Source organism: Nocardia sp. NPDC058058, from assembly GCF_042885355.1.
Classification (GTDB): Bacteria; Actinomycetota; Actinomycetes; order Mycobacteriales; family Mycobacteriaceae; genus Nocardia.
Window position 1 is genome coordinate 3,160,291 of the sequence record NZ_JBHVSA010000001.1, and the last position, 16,124, is coordinate 3,176,414.

Sequence of the window (16,124 nt, forward strand, 5' to 3'; positions counted from 1 at the left end):
GGTCCCGGCACCGGGTTGTCCGGTAACCGGGATGAGCGCGACTCGCACACCGATCGGGGATCCGGCCTGGCTGGCCACCGGGTATCACCTGGTGCGGGAGTTGTTCACCGAGCCGAATCTGGGGCGGTCGCATCCGAATCCCGACACCGCCGCGCGGATGGGGGAATCCGCGTTCTTCGGTGGCCCGGTGGGCGACTTCACCAGTGAGCGGGCCGATCACCTGCGGATGAAATCCATTCTGCAGCCGCATTTCTCGGTGCGCAGGATGCGGGAGTTCCAGCCGCGGGTGGAGGCCATCACGACCCGACTGCTCGATGAGATGGCGGCGCGGGGGTCCGAGGCGGATCTGCATACCGCGCTGGCGCTACCGCTGCCGCTGCTGGTGATCTGCGAATTGCTGGGGGTGCCCTATGAGGATCGGGATCGGTTCCGGGAGTGGGTGACCGCGGTCGGCGATGTGCGGGATCGGTCGAAGGTGGAGTGGGGTGTCGCCGAACTCTTCGAGTACTGCCGCCGGTCGGTGGCGCGCAAGCGGCGCGATCCGGGCGATGACGTCACCTCGCGATTGTGCGCCGATCCGGAGTTGACCGAGCAGGAGATCGCCACCTTCGCGATGATGCTGCTGTTCGCCGGACATGAGACCTCGGTGGTGCATATCGGCGTCGGAGTGCTCATGCTGCTGGCCGATCCGGAGCTGTGGCGCACCCTGCACGAACATCCGGAACTGTTGCCCACCGCCACCGAGGAACTGCTGCGCGCCTGCGAGCCGACGAACCTGCCGCGTTATGCCCGTACGGATCTGGAGATCGACGGGGTGCGGGTGGCGGCCGGGGATCTGGTGTTGCTTGGGCTCACCTCGGCCAATCACGATCCGACGGTCTTCCCCGAGCCGAGCCGGGTGGATTTCACCCGGCAGCAGGGCGCGCACTTCACCTTCGGGTACGGGGTGCGCTACTGCATCGGCGCGCCGCTGGCCCGCATCGAGCTGCAAACCGCCTTCGGGCAACTGGTTTCGCGGTTTCCGGAAATGCGGCTCGCGGTGGACAAGGAGACGCTCATCATGCGGGACGATGTGTTCACCGGCGGCCTGCGCACGCTCCCGGTGCGGTGGTGAACCGCGAATGACCACGGACTCCGCGCCGAATGTCATGACGCAGCGGCGTATCTGGCTGATCTTCGGCGCGCTCAGCGCCGGGTTGTTCCTGGCCAGCCTGGATCAGATGATCACCGGGGCCGCCATGCCGACCATTGTCGGACAGCTCGGTGGGGTACCGCATATGGCGTGGACCACCACCGCGTATCTGCTGGCCACCACGATCGTGATGCCGATGTACGGCAAGTTCGGGGATCTGTTCGGCCGCCGAAGGCTATTCCTTTTCGCCATAGCGGTTTTCACCGCCGCGTCGGTGGGCGCGGCCATGTCCACCGGGTTCTGGGAGTTCATCGCGTTCCGCGCGCTCCAGGGCGTGGGCGGTGGCGGGTTGATGATCCTGGCGCAGGCCACCATGGCGGATGTGGTGCCCGCCAAGGATCTCGGTAAATACGGTGCGCCGATGGGGGCGATCTTCGGTCTCACCGCGGTGGGCGGGCCGGTGCTGGGCGGGCAGTTCGCCGACCATATCGGCTGGCGGTGGTGCTTCTGGATCAATGTGCCGATCGGGTTGGCGGCCTTGGTGATCGCGGCGCGCTATCTCACCATTCCGAACAAGCGCCCGGCGGTGCGCCCGGACTACACCGGTGCGGCGCTGATGTCGGTCGCGACCACGCTGCTGATTCTGATCAGCGATTGGGGCGGAAAGCGTTACGGCTGGGGCACACCGGCGATGCTCGGCCTGATATGCGCTGTGGCCGTGGTAATCCCGGTGTTCCTGGTGGTGGAATCGCGTGCGGTCGAACCGATGCTGCCGCTGCGGCTGTTCCGCGATCGGACCTTCGTCACCACCACGGTGCTCGGATTCATCATGGGCCTGGTCATGTTCGCCTCGGTGGCGTTCGTGCCAACCTTCCTGCAAATGGCGACCGGTGTCTCGGCGTCCAGGTCCGGATTGCTGTCCATCCCCATGACGGTCGGCATGTTCGCGACCGTGTCGATCTCGCTGGGCGCGGTCACCCGGACCGGGCGCTATCGGCTGTATCCGCCACTGGGCGTTGCCATTATCGGCATCGGGATGGGCTGGATGACCCGGCTGGACGCGCACACCTCGCAGTGGACGGTATCGGCCATGCTGTTCGTGGTGGGCTGCGGTCTCGGCATGGTGATGCAGTTGACCGTGCTGCTGGTGCAGAACGCGGTGCCGCCCACCGATATCGGCACCGCGACCAGCGCCAACAACTACTTCCGGGAGATGGGCGGCGCGCTGGGCGTCGCGGTGTTCGGGGCGATCTTCACCCATCGGCTCACCGGGGATCTCACCGCGGCGTTCCGCGCGCATCCGCGCGAGGTGCTGGGCACCGGCGTCGATCCGGCCGCGCTGCCGCCCGCACTGGTCGCACGGCTGCCACAGGGGTTGCGCGATGCCATCGTGGGCGCGTACGCGGACGCGCTGGTGCCGGTGTTCGGGTATCTGCTGCCCGCCGTCGCGGTGGCTTTGCTTGTGGCGCTGCTCATTCCGAACATCCCGCTGAAATCGGAGTCGGGCCTGGTGGCGCGGCGGGAAGTGGTGCGCGCGGACGGCGGCTGAACCGATTCCGGGCCTATTCCGGGAAAAATCAGGGGAAATCCCGGTTGTCCGAATGGTGTCCATTACCGATGCTTGAAGGGTGAATCCCCCGCTGGAACCCGCCTTACAGGCCGATAACGACCCTCCGTATCCGGGGCCGCGCACGATGACGCCCCACCGGGTGCACGATCTGCGCGGCCATGCCATTCGCGAATTGCGTTATCCCGCAAGCGCCGCCGTGATCTTCACCGGCGTGCCGGGGGCGGGTAAGAGCACCGCCCTGCGAAAACTCTTCGGCGACTACCCCGATGCGATCGAGCCCGCGCTGAGCCCGGTCGGCGCGCTGCTGGTGGATTCGCATCAGTCGCGCAAATGGTGGCAGCGCCGCTTGCGCGCGGTGCCCTACCCACTACTGCTGCCGATCGTACACCTCACGCACTATCTGCGGATTCGCACCGCGCTGCGGCGCGCGGACGGTCCGGTGATCATCCACGACTGCGGTACCCGGAACTGGGTGCGGCGATTGGTCGCGGCGTGGGCGCGCGGCGTGGGCCGCCCGGTACACCTGGTCATGATCGACGCCTCCGCCGAATTGGCGCGGGCCGGGCAGGTCTCGCGCGGCCGCACCGTGAGTCAGCTGAGCTTCCAATGGCATTGCATGCGCTGGCAGCGGCTGATGGACCGGGCGGGCGCGGGCGTGAAACCCGATCCCGCGCCCGCATCGGTGGTCATCCTGGATCGCGCGGCGGTCACCGACCTCGACGGGCTGTCCTTCCCGGCCTGAGCCGGATGTCGCGGTGCCGCACGCGCTGTGCCGGATCAGGGCACCAGGATCTCCAGTGCGCCCGGATGTGCGATGAAGGTGGCGGGGAGCATGCCCGCCGGATCGCCGTCCGCGGTCGCGGGCGCGTCCGGGGCGGTGAGGGTGAAGCGGGCGGCGGTGTACTGGGTGGTGGCCGGATGCTCGATGCGCTTGCCCGCGGACAGCGCGGGGAGCAGGCGCAGCAGATCGCGGCGCGGCATGGCTCCGACGACCGTCAGGTTGAGCAGACCGTCGTCGATGACCGCGTCGGGGGTGATGAGCATGCCGCCGCCGTAGGTGCGGGTATTGCCGACCGCGACCATGATGGCGTCCTGTTCGATCACGGTGCCGTCCGGATGATCCGGTGAGCCGTGCACTTCGATGCGATAGGGCACCGCGAGCTTGCCGACCAGTTCCAGCAGAGCCGCCACGGTGTAGCGCAGCGGACCCTTGGGCCAGGTCATTCTATTGGCGCGCAAGGTGACTCGGGCATCGAGGCCGGTGCCGGTGACCGTCGCGAACCACATCGGGCGCGCGGCGGCCTCGGCCTGCACGGTGCCCAGGTCGATGGTGCGGGTCTTACCGCCGAGCACCACATCGACCGCGGCGACCGTCTCGTCCGGGATGGCGACCTCGCGGGCCAGGTCATTGCCGGTGCCGCCGGGCACCAGCCCGAGCGGTACGCCGGTGCCGACCAGCGCCTGCAACACCACGCAGGTCAGGCCGTCGCCGCCCGCCGCCACCACGGCGTCGGGCCGGGCGGCCGGGTCGGCGAGCGCGGCGCGCACCTGGTTCTCGGTATCGGTAGCCGACTCACCGCTGACCTCGGTGACCTGAATGCCGCGCGCGGCGAACAGATTGGCGGCGGCGATCCCGACCTGCACGCCTTTGCCGTGACCGGACAGTGGATTGGTCACCAGCAGTACGGAGCGAATCTCTCTCACGGAATGAGCTTCCCAGGGTTCATGATTCCGGCGGGGTCCACGGCATTCTTCACCGCGCGCAATACCTGGACGCCGAGATCACCGATTTCGGCGGTCATCCACGGGCGGTGGTCCGCGCCGACGGCATGGTGGTGGGTGATGGTGCCCGAGGCGGCCACAATGGCATCGCCGACAGCGTGTTTCGCCGTGGCCCACTGCGCGATCGGATCCTCGGCCTGCTTGGCCACGATGGTGAAGTAGAGCGACGCGCCGGTCGGATAGGTGTGCGAGATATGGCACATGACCAGGGCGGGCGTGCCCTGCGCGGTGAGCGAATCGGTCAGTGCGGCGGTGACTTTCGCCTTCAGGTTGGCGAGATTGGACCAGGTGGTGGCGGTTTCGAGGGTCTCGCACAGAATTCCGGCGTCCAGCAGAGCATCTCGCAGATACGGCGCGGAGAAACGGCCGTGCTCCCATTCGCGGGCCGGGTTCTCGCCCAGGGCGGTGCCACCGGCGGCGGTGAGCAGATCGGCCGCCTCGGTGCCGCGGGCCGCGACGTGCGCCGCAGTGCCTTCGAAAGTGGTGACGGCCAGGCAGCCACCGACCGGTGCGCCACCGATATCCCCGGCGCGAGCGAGATTCAGGCCGGTCTCGGCCTCATCGGACAGGCGCATGACCGTGGGGGCCGCGCCCGCCTGGATGACCGTGCGCAGCGCGTTCGCGCCGGTGCTGAAATCGGGGAACGACCAGGCCTGGTAGGCGGTGGTCTCCGGGATGGGATGCACGCGCAGGGTGACGCCGGTGATGATGCCGAGGGTGCCCTCGGAACCGGAGAAGAGCTCGCGCAGATCGGGTCCGGCGGCCGAGGCCGGTGCCCGGCCCAGGTCGAGATCACCTGCGGGCGTGGCGATTCGGAGCCGCTGGATCATATCGTCGAAGCGGCCGTACCCGGCCGACGCCTGACCCGACGAACGGGTGGCCGCGAAGCCGCCGATGGTGGCGTATTCGAAGCTCTGCGGGTAGTGCCCAAGCGAAAGTCCGTGCTCGGCAAGGAGTTCCTCGGCGCGCGGGCCGGTGAGGCCCGCACCCAGGGTGGCGGTGCCGCTGATCGGATCCACCTCGGTGAGGGTGTCCAGGCGGCGCAGGTCCAGTGCGATGACCGCACCGAAAACGCCTCGGGCCGGATCCAATCCGCCGACGACGCTGGTGCCGCCGCCGAACGGAACCACGGCAATGGCTGCGCCGGAACAGTATTCGAGCAGGGCGGTGACCTCGTCGTGGTCGGCGGGGAAGACAACGGCGTCGGGGGCGTCCTGCGGGGCGGTGTCGCGGCGGCGCAGCAGATCGGGTGTGCTTTTGCCGCCCGCGTGGCGGAGGCGATCGCGGTGGTCGAGGGAGAGGTTGTCCGTACCGACCACCGCGCCGAGCCCGGCGTGCTGTTCCGGGGACAGGGCCGATGCGCGCAGCGGCACGTCGCCCTCATCGCGACGGGTCGCCGGCTCACCGGATACCCCGAATACCTGCGCGAGCAGTCCCCGGATTTGTTCGGGCAACGGTTTGTGTCCGGACGGGGAGCCCCAGGCGTCCCACACCATACTCGCGCGGGCCTGCGGCTCGCCCGGGTTTTCCGTCGATGTGGAAGCTGCTCGTGTGTCGACCATGCGTTACAGTCTGACATAGAATGTCAAGCAGTAACGAAACCCTTCCAAGGATGGTGGCAACCGTGGCCTCGACCGAACCATCATCCGCCGTCGATCGGGCCATCCTGGACGCGGCGCGCGCCTGTGTGGCCGAATTCGGCGTGCGGCGCACCACGCTCACCGAGGTGGCGCGGCGTGCTGGCGTGAGCCGGCCGACCGTGTACCGGCGCTGGGCCGATACCGGATCGCTGGTGGCGGATCTGCTGGTGCGCGAATTGCGCGAGATCATCGCCGAGGCCATCCCCGAGGGCGGCACCGCGCGCGAGCGACTGGTGGGCGCGATCGTCGGCGGCGGTTCGATGATGCGGCGGAATCCACTGTTCGCCAAGATCTTCCGCACCGATGCCGATGTCATGCTCACCTATGTCTTCGAACGGCTGGGCCGCAATCAGCGCGCGCTGATCGGGCTGTTCGCCGAAACCATTCGAGAAGGGCAGCGGGACGGGTCCATTCGCGACGGCGAACCCGAACAGCTCGCCGCCATGCTGTTGCTGCTGGCGCAGTCCGCCGTCCAATCCGCGGGCACCGTCACCGATTTCCTCGACTCGGACCAGCTCGATACCGAACTCGGCCGGGCCATCACCGGCTATCTGGCCCCGGTCCTCTCCACCGCACCACGGCGAAAGGTCTTCCCATGAACGGCACTTCGGCTCGGCCCGGCTCGGCGCTCAATGCGGCTCGGCGGCAACGGGAATGGGCGGCACTCGGGGACGAGACCGTCGATGTGCTGGTGATCGGCGGCGGAATCACCGGGGCCGGTGTGGCTTTGGACGCGGCATCGCGCGGGCTGCGCACCGTACTGGTGGACAAGCACGATCTGGCGTTCGGGACCAGCCGATGGAGTTCGAAACTGGTGCACGGCGGGCTGCGGTACCTGGCCAGCGGTGGTGTCGGCATCGCGCACGAGAGCGCGGTGGAGCGCGATATCCTGCTCACCCGCACCGCGCCGCATCTGACCCGGGCACTGCCGCAGGTGGTGCCGCTGCTGCCGAATATCGGTGCGGCACAGAAGGCATTGGTGCGGATCGGCTTCCTGGCCGGGGATGTGCTGCGGCGCACGGCGGGCACGGCGGCGGCGGTACTACCGCGGTCGCGGCGGGTGGCGGCGGCCGAGGCGCTGCGCTTCGCGCCGACGGTGCGACGGGACGGGTTGCGCGGTGGACTGCTCGCCTGGGACGGGCAGCTCGTCGATGACGCTCGCCTGGTGGTGGCCATCGCGCGCACGGCGGCGCTACACGGGGCGTCGGTGCTGACCCGGGTCGCGGCGAGCGATGTCACCGGGACCTCGGCGATGTTGACCGATCGGCTCACCGGTGAAACCCGTACCGTCACAGCTCGTTCGGTGATCAACGCGACCGGCGTATGGGCGGATCAGGTGGATCCGAGCATCGAATTGCGGCCTTCGCGCGGCACCCACCTGGTGTTCGACGCGGCGGCCTTCGGCGGGCTCACCGCCTCGCTGACGGTGCCGATTCCCGGCAGCACCAGTCGATTCATCTTCGCGTTTCCGGCCGCGCACAATCGCGTGTACCTGGGGCTCACCGATGAGGAAGCGCCCGGCCCGGTGCCGGACGTCCCGCACGCCACCGAGGCCGAGATCGACTTCCTGCTCGACAACGTCAATACGGTGCTGCGGGAGCCGTTGACCCGCAACGATATTCGCGGCACGTACGCGGGTCTGCGCCCGCTGCTGCGCACCGGTGACGACAGCACCGCCGATATCTCCCGCGAGCACGCCGTGCTGACCTCACCCACCGGGCTGATCACCGTCGTCGGCGGCAAGCTCACCACCTACCGCAAAATGGCCGAGGACACCGTGGACGCGGCCATCGCGCACGCGCACCTCACCGCGAACCCCTGCCGCACCCGCGATCTCCCCCTGGTCGGCGCGGTCTCCGGCAGGGCCCGCGACGGTATCGAAGCCCCCAACCGCCTGGTCGAACGCTACGGCAGTGAGGCGACCGCCATTCTCGACCTCATCGACCGGGACCCGGCCCTGGCCGCCCCCGTCGCCCCGGGAATCGACGTCACCGCCGCCGAATTCGTCTTCGCCACCACCCACGAGGGCGCGCTCGACATCGACGACCTGCTGGACCGCCGCACCCGCATCGGCCTGGTCGACACCGATCGCAAAGCCGCCACCCCGGCCGCCGAGGCCGCTTTCATCCGGCCCTGACACCGGCGCGCCCGGCGCGAGCGCGGTCGAACCGGTGTCGCACCCGGCAAGATCTATGCGCCGGCCGCCCCGTCATCCCGGCGTGTGTCCACCCGGGATCCACACCTATCCGCCACTGCCAGCCGTAGATCACGGCCACAGGCATATCGGGATAGCGGAAAGGGATTCCCGCACGACGTCGGCGGACACCGCACTAGCCGCCGACGACGTAGCAACCGGAGCCACTGCTGAGCCCGGTCGCGGCGGTGAGGTCCAGCCACGGCACCACATCCTCGCCCGGTGCGCTGTGCTGTACGACGGTGATGCGATGCGGGCCGACCGTGGCCGGCGTCCAGCGAGCCTGGGCCAGCGCACCGGAGGGCCGCGCGACGGCGAACTGAATGCCGTTGTCGTAGAAGACGACCGGCGTCGACGGGTCATCCACGTACGCGTTGATCATGTAACCGCAACCGGTGCCGTAGCTGGTCGCCGAGCCGAAACTCAGTCCCGGCTCCGCGCCGACCCGGGTGGCGGTCCCCCCGGCGGGTGCGGCCAGCGCGGTGGCCGCGATCGCGAACGCCGCCACGGCGAGGGGTCCGGCGATATGCCCTCTCGCGGGCGACCCGGCAGTCGGTTCGGCCGTGCGCCGATTCCCGGCGGACGAGCGGGTGACGCGCGTATTCCTGGTGATCGTGCCCATATGGATTCGGTCCTCATCGGGTGTGCCGGAACCGAATGCACCGGCGCGTTCCCCCGATCCTCGCGCCCCCGGCATGCTCGCGCGGAGTATTCCGGCAAACCGGCGAGTCTCACGCACGGCAGGCGGACCCGGCGCTTCCGGCCGGTCGGCGGTTTTCTCACCGATGCGGGGAGGGCGGGATGCACCCTATGCTGGGCTGCGATGTTGTGGGCGCCGGACATGAGGAGGCGCGAATGGGGCGGATTCCGACAACGGTAGGGCTGCTGCGCGGGGATGGGCTGGTCGCGCGGTTCGGCAATGTCGTCATCTTTCTGGCCGGGGCGAGTCCATCCACGGAACGGATACTCGGGGCGGCCGAGACGGCGGCGACCGCGGCCGATCCGGGGATAGCGATCGCGCAGCGGCTGGCGGCGACCGTATTCAGCAGCGGGTCGGCGCAACCACCGTCGTTCGGGGTGGTCGCACCCACCGCCGGGGGGATTCTGGTGCTTTTGCGCGGGCCGGTGCGCGCGGTGGTCGACGGGCCCGAGGGTTCCCGGCATCTGTCCGGGGCGCGCGCCATGACCTGGGTCGATGAAATCCTGCGGGATCCGGTGCGCAAACTGACCGTCAGCGCGGAAAGTGATCCGGGTAACGCGGTGCCGCATACCGATCTGCGCTCGGGTGTCGCCGCCGCGAGCGGGTTCATCGTGAACGCCCCGCCCAGCGGCATCACCTCACCCCCGCGCACCACGACCGCGGCCATCCCGAAACCGCCGGCTCCCGAAACCAGTCCGGCCACACCCACTCACGACGCGACCCGGCGCACCTCCACGCCGACGCCGTCGCACACCCGCTTCTCCGCCCCCGGCTCGGAGGCGCTGCGGCGCGAGAGCGCCGCAGGCGCGGAGCCGATTCGCCCGGCGGCCGGAGGTTCGGAGCCGGGGCCGCGCCCGGGCGGGGCCGCTCCGGGCGCGACGCCGGAGGAAACCCAGGCCATTTCGGCCCTAGAAGCCGAGGAATCACGGGCCGCCGCCGCGAAGGCGAGCCGCGCAGCCACGGATCCCGCCTCGGGCGAGCAGGCCAATCCGCTGGCGAAGGTGTTGGGGGACAACGGTTCTCCCGAACCCGACGAGGGTGAGACCCGCCCGGATACGGAGGATCTGCCGCCCACCGCCACCTACGACGCCAAATCCGCTGCCGCCGAAGAAGATTCCGCCCCCAGGGTGAAACCCACCGCGGGGCACCAGGAACGCGAGACCGATAAGATCGGCGGTCGACCCGGCGCACTCACCTCCGCCGACGGCGCCATCTACCCCCTGGACCGCCCCTACGTGATCGGCCGCGATCCCATGATCGATGAATCCGTGCGCCGCGCCGCCGCCGCGCCCATCGTCATCCCCCGCGACCGGCACGTATCCCGCGTGCACGCCCACGTTTTCATCGATAAGGGTCTGGTCCTGATCCGCGACGCCGCCACCCCCGGCGGCACCTACGTCGCCGCCCCCGGCGCCCAGGAGTGGATTCGGGTCGGCCAGCGCCCCATGGAACTCAAACCCGGCTGGAGCCTGCGCGTGGGCGACCGCATCCTCACCTACCTCCCCAACCCCAACCGCCGCTGATCCGACCGGCCCGTCATCCCGCCGCTGATCCAACCTGCCCCGTCATCCCGCCGCCGATCCGACCTGCCCTGTCATCCCGCCGCTAATCCGACCTGCCCCGTCATCCCGCCGCCGATCCGACCGGCTCCGTCATCCCGGCGGGGTTGTGGCCGGGATCCACCACCGCGGCATCCGCGCCGGCTAGGCGCGCTCGCGCATGCGCAGGACTCGGATGTAGCGGAAGCGTTTGCCGACTCGGCGGCAACCAGTTGCCAGGGCGGCTCCGGCGGCGGCTCCCACTGCGGCACAGACGATTACGGTCGCGAAGGTAGGTTCGCGGCCCAGCAGTACCCAGGCCGCACCGACCGCCGCTATGCCGAGAACGGCCGTGCTGAGGGACAGGCCGATGGCGGCGGCAATACGGGAACTGCCGCGGCGCAGGGTGCGAGCGTTCGATTCGGCGTAGGCGGCGGCGAACAGGATCAGCAGCAGGGTGCCGATGGCGGCGGCGGTCGTGGTGGCGCGCTGCGTGGAACGCATGCCGAATTCGTAGGCCTGGACCTGGGATCCATTGCGGAACAACGTCAATTCGGCGGTCTGATTGCCGGCGAGCACATACGGATTCACCGGTGGGGAGACCTCGACCTCGGTGCCCGGGCTCATATCGGCCGCCGTACCACCGACCGTCACACCCAACACCTTCAGCGAGAGCCGCACCGAATCGGCGTCAACCCCGTTGAGCGTGACGGGAACCGGTTTGGACAGATCCACATCCACCCGGCTCACCGCAGCCGGATCCACCCCCGCGACGCGGACGGCTCCGGCCGGAACCTCCCGTGCCGCCCCCGTCCCGATCCCCAGCACCGCGGCCGCGACCACCGCACCGCCCAGCACCGCGGCCGCGGCGAACGGCAGCCGCGGTGATCGCAGCGTCACCACCCGCTGCACCGGCACCAGATCCTTGCGATCCACATCGACCAGCCGAACCCCGTTGTGCCGTATGGGTTCCAGCGGCCGCACCCGCACCAGCGGCCCACTGACCCACCCCGCCGCCGCTACGGCCCGAGCCCGATCCGGCGGCCGCACCCGAGGCAGGTTCCCCCCGGTCTGCCCGGCCCGTGGTCCATTCCGCCCGCGCGGTCCTCCCGACGATCCGCCGGTACCGGCACCGGAATCACCGCCGAAAGGCATGGGCGGGACCGAATCGCCCCGTGTTCCATCATGCGGGTGCCGCGACTGTCCGGCCCCCAGTGTCGGATCGAACGGCCCGCCCACCCGGGTGGGAGACGGCCCGGTCCCCGGGAACGGTTGTCCCGCACGGACAGTGGGATCCTCCCGATTGCCCGAAGGCGGGGTTCGCGGGCCGGAGTCGAAGCCTTCGGAGGGATTCGGGGTGGGGCGGAAGCCGCGTCCGGAGCCTGGGCGAACTTCATGGGGGGCCGGGGTTTCCGATGGCTGTGGAGAATTCCGGGTTACGTCGTCGCCGGGGTGGACGGGCGGGCGCGGCGTGTACTCGGGACCGCGCCCGAAGCCCGTGGAGTTCGGGGTGCGATCGCGGCCGCCGGAAGGATAGGGATCGACGGGGAAGGGCGGGGGTGTGTAGGCGCGCGGGGTGCCGGTGGCGGCGGCGACTATGGTGTCCGCGCCGATCAATGGAATGCCCACGGGGGTCAGCCAATTCGTGCCCCAGCAGTGGGCGGCGGGTTCGGCCAGGGCGATGCCGAAGGATTCGGCGGTGTCGAAGCGTTCGTCCGGGTCGGGGGCCAGGCCGCGCATGACGACCTCGGCGATGGGCTGGGGGACGGTGGGGGCGACAGAATCCAGGGGCACGGGTTCGCCGTAGGCGTGGGCGAAGAGCATGGCCATGGCGTCCTGGCCGGGCGGGAAGGGCAGGGTGCCGGACAGCAGTTGGTAGAGCATGGTGGCCAGCGCGTACACGTCGGTGGAGGGCGAGAGTTGCTGGCCGCGCACCTGTTCGGGCGCGATGTAGGAGGGGGTGCCGATGATCTCACCGGCCCGGGTCACCAGGGTGTCCTCGCCACCGACGATCTTGGCGATACCGAAATCGGTGAGTTTGAGTGTGCCATTGGCGGAGAACATCAGATTGGACGGCTTCACATCGCGATGCAGAATCCCATTGCGATGCGCCGCATCCAGCCCGGCGGCACAGGACAGCGCCACCGCGACCGCCGCCGTTGCCTCGAATCCCGCCGTCATGAAACGACTTTCGACGGTGCCGCCGGGCAGATACTCCAGCACCAGCAGGCACATGTCCTCATGTTCGATGTAGTCGTACACCGGCACCACATGCGGATGATCCAGCGCCGCCATCACCCGCGCCTCGGCCACGAACCGCCGCCGCACCTGCGCGTCATCGGCGAACTGCGGCGGAATCTGCTTGATGGCCACCCGCCGCCGCAACCCCCGATGCGTCCCGGCCAGCACCACCCCGCATCCGCCCCGCCCCACCTGCCCTTCCACCACGTATCCGGGCAGCGCGACCCGCACCCGCTCGATATCCCCCTGATTCAAATCCCGTACGCTCATCGCCCCGCCCCTCCCGGCCGAAACCGCCACTCCCCCGGCCCATTCCGAATGGTCGGCTCATCCTCACCGGCGGGCACCGGCTTCCGCGCCGCCGGCTCCCGCCCGATCGTCTCGGCTTCAACTGCCTGGCTTTCCGGACCCGGGGACACCATCGTTTCCGCCGGTTCCGACGGGTTCGGAGCGGCTTTCGCTGACGCGGCGGGTGCGGATCGCGCTGCCGGGTGCCGTTCCGGCTTCCTCAGGTCGGGCTTGGCACCGTCTTTGGGCGCGGTTGGCGTCTCGGGGCCGGAAACCTTTGGGGCGGGCGGCCTTCCGGCGGGAGGTGCGGTCGACTGGCGGCCGCGTACGCTGCCCGCCGGATAGCCGAGGGTCTCGAGTTCGTCGGGGGTGAGGATCGGGGTGCCGGCGGGGCCTCGGCCCGTTGTCTGCGGTGCGGGCGCGGCACGGAATGCGGGGGAACCCGGTATGGCGGTGGCGGGGAGGTCGGGAGCGCCCGTGGGCCTGGGGATTTCGCCGGAGGGGTGCGGTGGCCGCATGCCGACTATCGGCATCGGGCGGCTGGGTGTGCGGCCGGGCTGATAGGTGTTCGAGCGTGGGATGGGCGAACTGCCGGAGTTGAAACCCCGTGCACCGCCTGGGTTGTGGGCGACTCCGCCACCCGGTACGGATCCGACCACACCGCCCGGGCCGGGGCCGACCGCACCGGCGGGGGCCAGGTCGGAGGAGCCTGCCGGGTATCCGTGGGCGTCGAGTTCTCTTGCGGCGGCCAGGTCTTCGGCGTCGAGGTCGAGATCGCTGGGGGTTTGAGGGGTGGGTGAGAGGTAGCCTGCCAGGAAGAAGAGGGTGGCGGTGACGCCCGCGAGGGAGAGCCAGAGGGCGGTACCGGGCACCCACCAGCGGGCCACCGAGGCGGTGAAGCCGATCATCAGGCCGATGCCGATGCCGGGGGCCAGCAGGCGCAGGCCGCGCTGCCAGCGGTTGGCCGAAAGGCGGTGTCTGGCAACGGTCAAGGCGGCATCCGCGATGGCGAGCAGGGTGAGGACGGCCAGGATGATGCCGAAGAGGCCGTAGACCGAGACCAGGGAGCCGCGTACGTCCACGACGGTGTGCGTGCTGGTCAGGGGTTTGCCGTCGGCGCCGATCAGGGTGAGGTCCGCACCGATCAGGCCGGTGGCCTGGCCGTCGAGTCCGGCGGGGTCGAGACGGTAGGTGAGCTTGCCGGATTTGTTCGCCGCGACGGTCAATTCGACCGAGGTGGAGTAGGAGAAGAAGTTCAGGCCGAGGATGTGCCCGGCCAGATCGACGCGGCGCACGGTGACGGGATTCGAGGTGCCGTTGACCACCTCGACCGTCACCTGACTGACCTTGCTCGGGTCCAGGCGCACCGGATTGCGGGCATCCGCGCCCGCGATGGCGCGGCCCTCGATGCTGGCATTGGCGCGCACCCCGCCCGCCGCCGCGGCCGACGCCGCATCCAGCAAGGGGACCGCGCCGAGGAATATCGTTGCGGCACTGAGGAATACAGCCAGTGCCGCGAGGGCACGGCCGCGGCGGCGGATGGTCATCTGGGCCTCCGGGCGGGCAGATGGGATACCAGGCGATGGCCGAAGAACCAGCCGCCGATGAGCAGGAAGAACAGCAGTACGGTGGCGGTACCGGCATCGCCGCCCACCTGGCTGACCAGGACGACGTCCAGATCGGCCGCGAGTTTGGGACCGCATTCCGCGGTCACCTGATGCTGGCCGATATCGGTTGCGCCCGTGGGCAGCGTGGCGTCGAACCCGCCGTCGGCGCGCGCCCGCGCATCACCCGCACTCGCACCGCCGATGGAGAGTTTCACGTTCGCGTTGGCATCACACCCGCGCCCGGTCACCGTCACCGTCGCACCCGGGGAGACCGCGACCGGGTTCAGCGACAGCCCGGAATTGGCCGGGAACACATCATTGGATCCGGCGGGCTTGGGCGTCTCCGGATTCGGCGACTGCGTGGCCGGATCCGGTTGCGGCACAACGTTCCCGCCCGGATTCTCCGGCGGATTCGTGGTGGGCGGCGGCGTCGTGATCACCGGATTCGGCGTCCCGCCACCGGGATTCGGATTTCCGCCACCCGGATTCGGATTGGGATTCCCGCCGCCCGTCGCACATTTGCCGTCGGCCGGTTTCACCGACCCATCGGGACACGTCTCGGGCGGCTGCGTGGTCGTACACACCCCGCTCGCGGGTTTCACCGATCCGTCCGGGCATTTCTCCGGCGGCGTCGTCGACGGACACACCCCATTCGAAGGCTTCACCGAACCATCCGGGCACTTCTGCGGCGGTGTCGTCGACGGACACACCCCGCTCGCGGGCTTCACCGATCCGTCGGGGCAGTACTCCACCGGCTTCGGACAGCTACCGCTCGACGGCTTCACCGAACCATCCGGGCAATAATCCACCACCGGCGCGCATTTACCGCTGGCGGGCTTGACCGAACCGTCCGGGCAGTACTCGACCGGTTTCTGGCAGCTGCCGCTCGACGGTTTCACCGAGCCGTCGGGGCAGTACTCGATGACGGGTGCGCACTTGCCGCTGGCGGGTTTCACCGAACCGTCCGGGCAGTATTCGGGTTGTGTGGCGGGGCATTTGCCGCTGCGCGGTTTGACCGAACCGTCGGGACAGTATTCGGGCTGCGGGTTGCCGTCGTGGGTGCCGGTGCAGTCCGAGGTGGTGCAGCCGTTGTAGCCGGGTGGCGCGGGTGTGGTGGTGCCGGGCGAATCCAGCAGGGCCGGAGGAGTATTGACGGGCAGGCGATCGGCGGAGAGTGCGCCGACGGGTTGCGCGGGCGCGAGAATCGGTTCTGCCGCACCGATACCGGCGGCGAACGTCATGGCGAGCAATGCACAGAAAGCCGCGAGAAGCCCCAGGATGCGGCCCGAATTCCGTACGCCGCGTGGATGTTTCGCACGCCGGTGCTGTTCGCCGGCACGCGGACCGAATACTACCGATATGTCCATCCCGCGCAACCTCGCTGGTTAGATGGTACGGCCCAGCGCCCCCCGTCGCGCGCGTGTTTCCGTGC

14 protein-coding genes are annotated in these 16,124 nt (G+C 69.6%); 8 read left to right on the forward strand and 6 right to left on the reverse strand.

Annotated features, from left to right (window positions below; translation table 11 throughout):
* Nucleotides 1-31 precede the first annotated feature (31 nt).
* The 3 genes from ACFVUS_RS14760 to ACFVUS_RS14770 all read left to right on the forward strand — a co-directional run bounded on the left by ACFVUS_RS14760 (nt 32) and on the right by ACFVUS_RS14770 (nt 3,444).
* Nucleotides 32-1,114 (forward strand): cytochrome P450, encoded by a 1,083-nt coding sequence (locus ACFVUS_RS14760; RefSeq protein WP_387765205.1) that lies wholly within the window; start codon nt 32-34, stop codon nt 1,112-1,114.
* Between the two features lie 7 nt (nt 1,115-1,121).
* Nucleotides 1,122-2,681, forward strand: a complete 1,560-nt coding sequence (locus tag ACFVUS_RS14765) for an MDR family MFS transporter (protein WP_387765207.1) — start codon at nt 1,122-1,124, stop codon at nt 2,679-2,681.
* A gap of 79 nt (nt 2,682-2,760) precedes the next feature.
* On the forward strand, nt 2,761-3,444 hold the full coding sequence (locus tag ACFVUS_RS14770; RefSeq protein WP_387765209.1) for an AAA family ATPase: 684 nt from the start codon (nt 2,761-2,763) through the stop codon (nt 3,442-3,444).
* A gap of 35 nt (nt 3,445-3,479) precedes the next feature.
* Here the strand turns inward: ACFVUS_RS14770 and ACFVUS_RS14775 are convergent, their stop codons facing one another.
* Nucleotides 3,480-4,406 carry a YegS/Rv2252/BmrU family lipid kinase gene (locus ACFVUS_RS14775; RefSeq protein WP_387765211.1) on the reverse strand — a complete coding sequence of 309 codons (927 nt, stop codon included), beginning with the start codon at nt 4,404-4,406 and terminating at the stop codon, nt 3,480-3,482.
* Nucleotides 4,403-5,980, reverse strand: a complete 1,578-nt coding sequence (locus ACFVUS_RS14780) for an FAD-binding oxidoreductase (RefSeq protein WP_387765590.1) — start codon at nt 5,978-5,980, stop codon at nt 4,403-4,405. Before ACFVUS_RS14780 ends, ACFVUS_RS14775 begins: the two co-directional genes overlap by 4 nt.
* A gap of 116 nt (nt 5,981-6,096) precedes the next feature.
* On the opposite strand from ACFVUS_RS14780, the gene ACFVUS_RS14785 reads away from it, so the two are divergent.
* The gene (locus tag ACFVUS_RS14785) at nt 6,097-6,723 is read left to right on the forward strand and encodes a TetR/AcrR family transcriptional regulator (protein WP_387765213.1); all 627 of its coding nucleotides are present in this window, start codon (nt 6,097-6,099) and stop codon (nt 6,721-6,723) included.
* A complete protein-coding gene (locus tag ACFVUS_RS14790) occupies nt 6,720-8,261 on the forward strand; it encodes an FAD-dependent oxidoreductase (protein ID WP_387765215.1) in 1,542 nt (513 codons plus the stop codon). The genes ACFVUS_RS14785 and ACFVUS_RS14790 overlap by 4 nt, the downstream gene beginning before the upstream one ends.
* 193 nt (nt 8,262-8,454) lie before the next feature.
* Here the strand turns inward: ACFVUS_RS14790 and ACFVUS_RS14795 are convergent, their stop codons facing one another.
* Entirely contained in the window at nt 8,455-8,940 is a 486-nt protein-coding gene (locus ACFVUS_RS14795) for a hypothetical protein (RefSeq protein ID WP_387765217.1), read from the reverse strand.
* A 233-nt stretch (nt 8,941-9,173) separates the two neighbouring features.
* On the opposite strand from ACFVUS_RS14795, the gene ACFVUS_RS14800 reads away from it, so the two are divergent.
* Entirely contained in the window at nt 9,174-10,541 is a 1,368-nt protein-coding gene (locus ACFVUS_RS14800) for an FHA domain-containing protein (RefSeq protein ID WP_387765219.1), read from the forward strand.
* A gap of 180 nt (nt 10,542-10,721) precedes the next feature.
* Here ACFVUS_RS14800 and ACFVUS_RS14805 read toward each other — a convergent pair whose 3' ends face one another.
* From ACFVUS_RS14805 to ACFVUS_RS14815, 3 genes are read right to left on the reverse strand one after another with little or no spacing between them, the layout of a single operon-like run.
* Nucleotides 10,722-13,067, reverse strand: a complete 2,346-nt coding sequence (locus ACFVUS_RS14805) for a protein kinase (protein ID WP_387765221.1) — start codon at nt 13,065-13,067, stop codon at nt 10,722-10,724.
* Nucleotides 13,064-14,632, reverse strand: a complete 1,569-nt coding sequence (locus tag ACFVUS_RS14810) for a hypothetical protein (protein WP_387765223.1) — start codon at nt 14,630-14,632, stop codon at nt 13,064-13,066. The genes ACFVUS_RS14805 and ACFVUS_RS14810 overlap by 4 nt, the downstream gene beginning before the upstream one ends.
* Nucleotides 14,629-15,231 carry a hypothetical protein gene (locus tag ACFVUS_RS14815; protein WP_387765225.1) on the reverse strand — a complete coding sequence of 201 codons (603 nt, stop codon included), beginning with the start codon at nt 15,229-15,231 and terminating at the stop codon, nt 14,629-14,631. Before ACFVUS_RS14815 ends, ACFVUS_RS14810 begins: the two co-directional genes overlap by 4 nt.
* A gap of 31 nt (nt 15,232-15,262) precedes the next feature.
* Here ACFVUS_RS14815 and ACFVUS_RS14820 point away from each other — a divergent pair, with 31 nt between their 5' ends.
* Nucleotides 15,263-15,496 carry a hypothetical protein gene (locus ACFVUS_RS14820; RefSeq protein ID WP_387765227.1) on the forward strand — a complete coding sequence of 78 codons (234 nt, stop codon included), beginning with the start codon at nt 15,263-15,265 and terminating at the stop codon, nt 15,494-15,496.
* Nucleotides 15,497-15,529: 33 nt separating this feature from the next.
* Nucleotides 15,530-15,787 (forward strand): hypothetical protein, encoded by a 258-nt coding sequence (locus ACFVUS_RS14825; RefSeq protein ID WP_387765229.1) that lies wholly within the window; start codon nt 15,530-15,532, stop codon nt 15,785-15,787.
* The last annotated feature ends 337 nt before the right edge of the window (nt 15,788-16,124 follow it).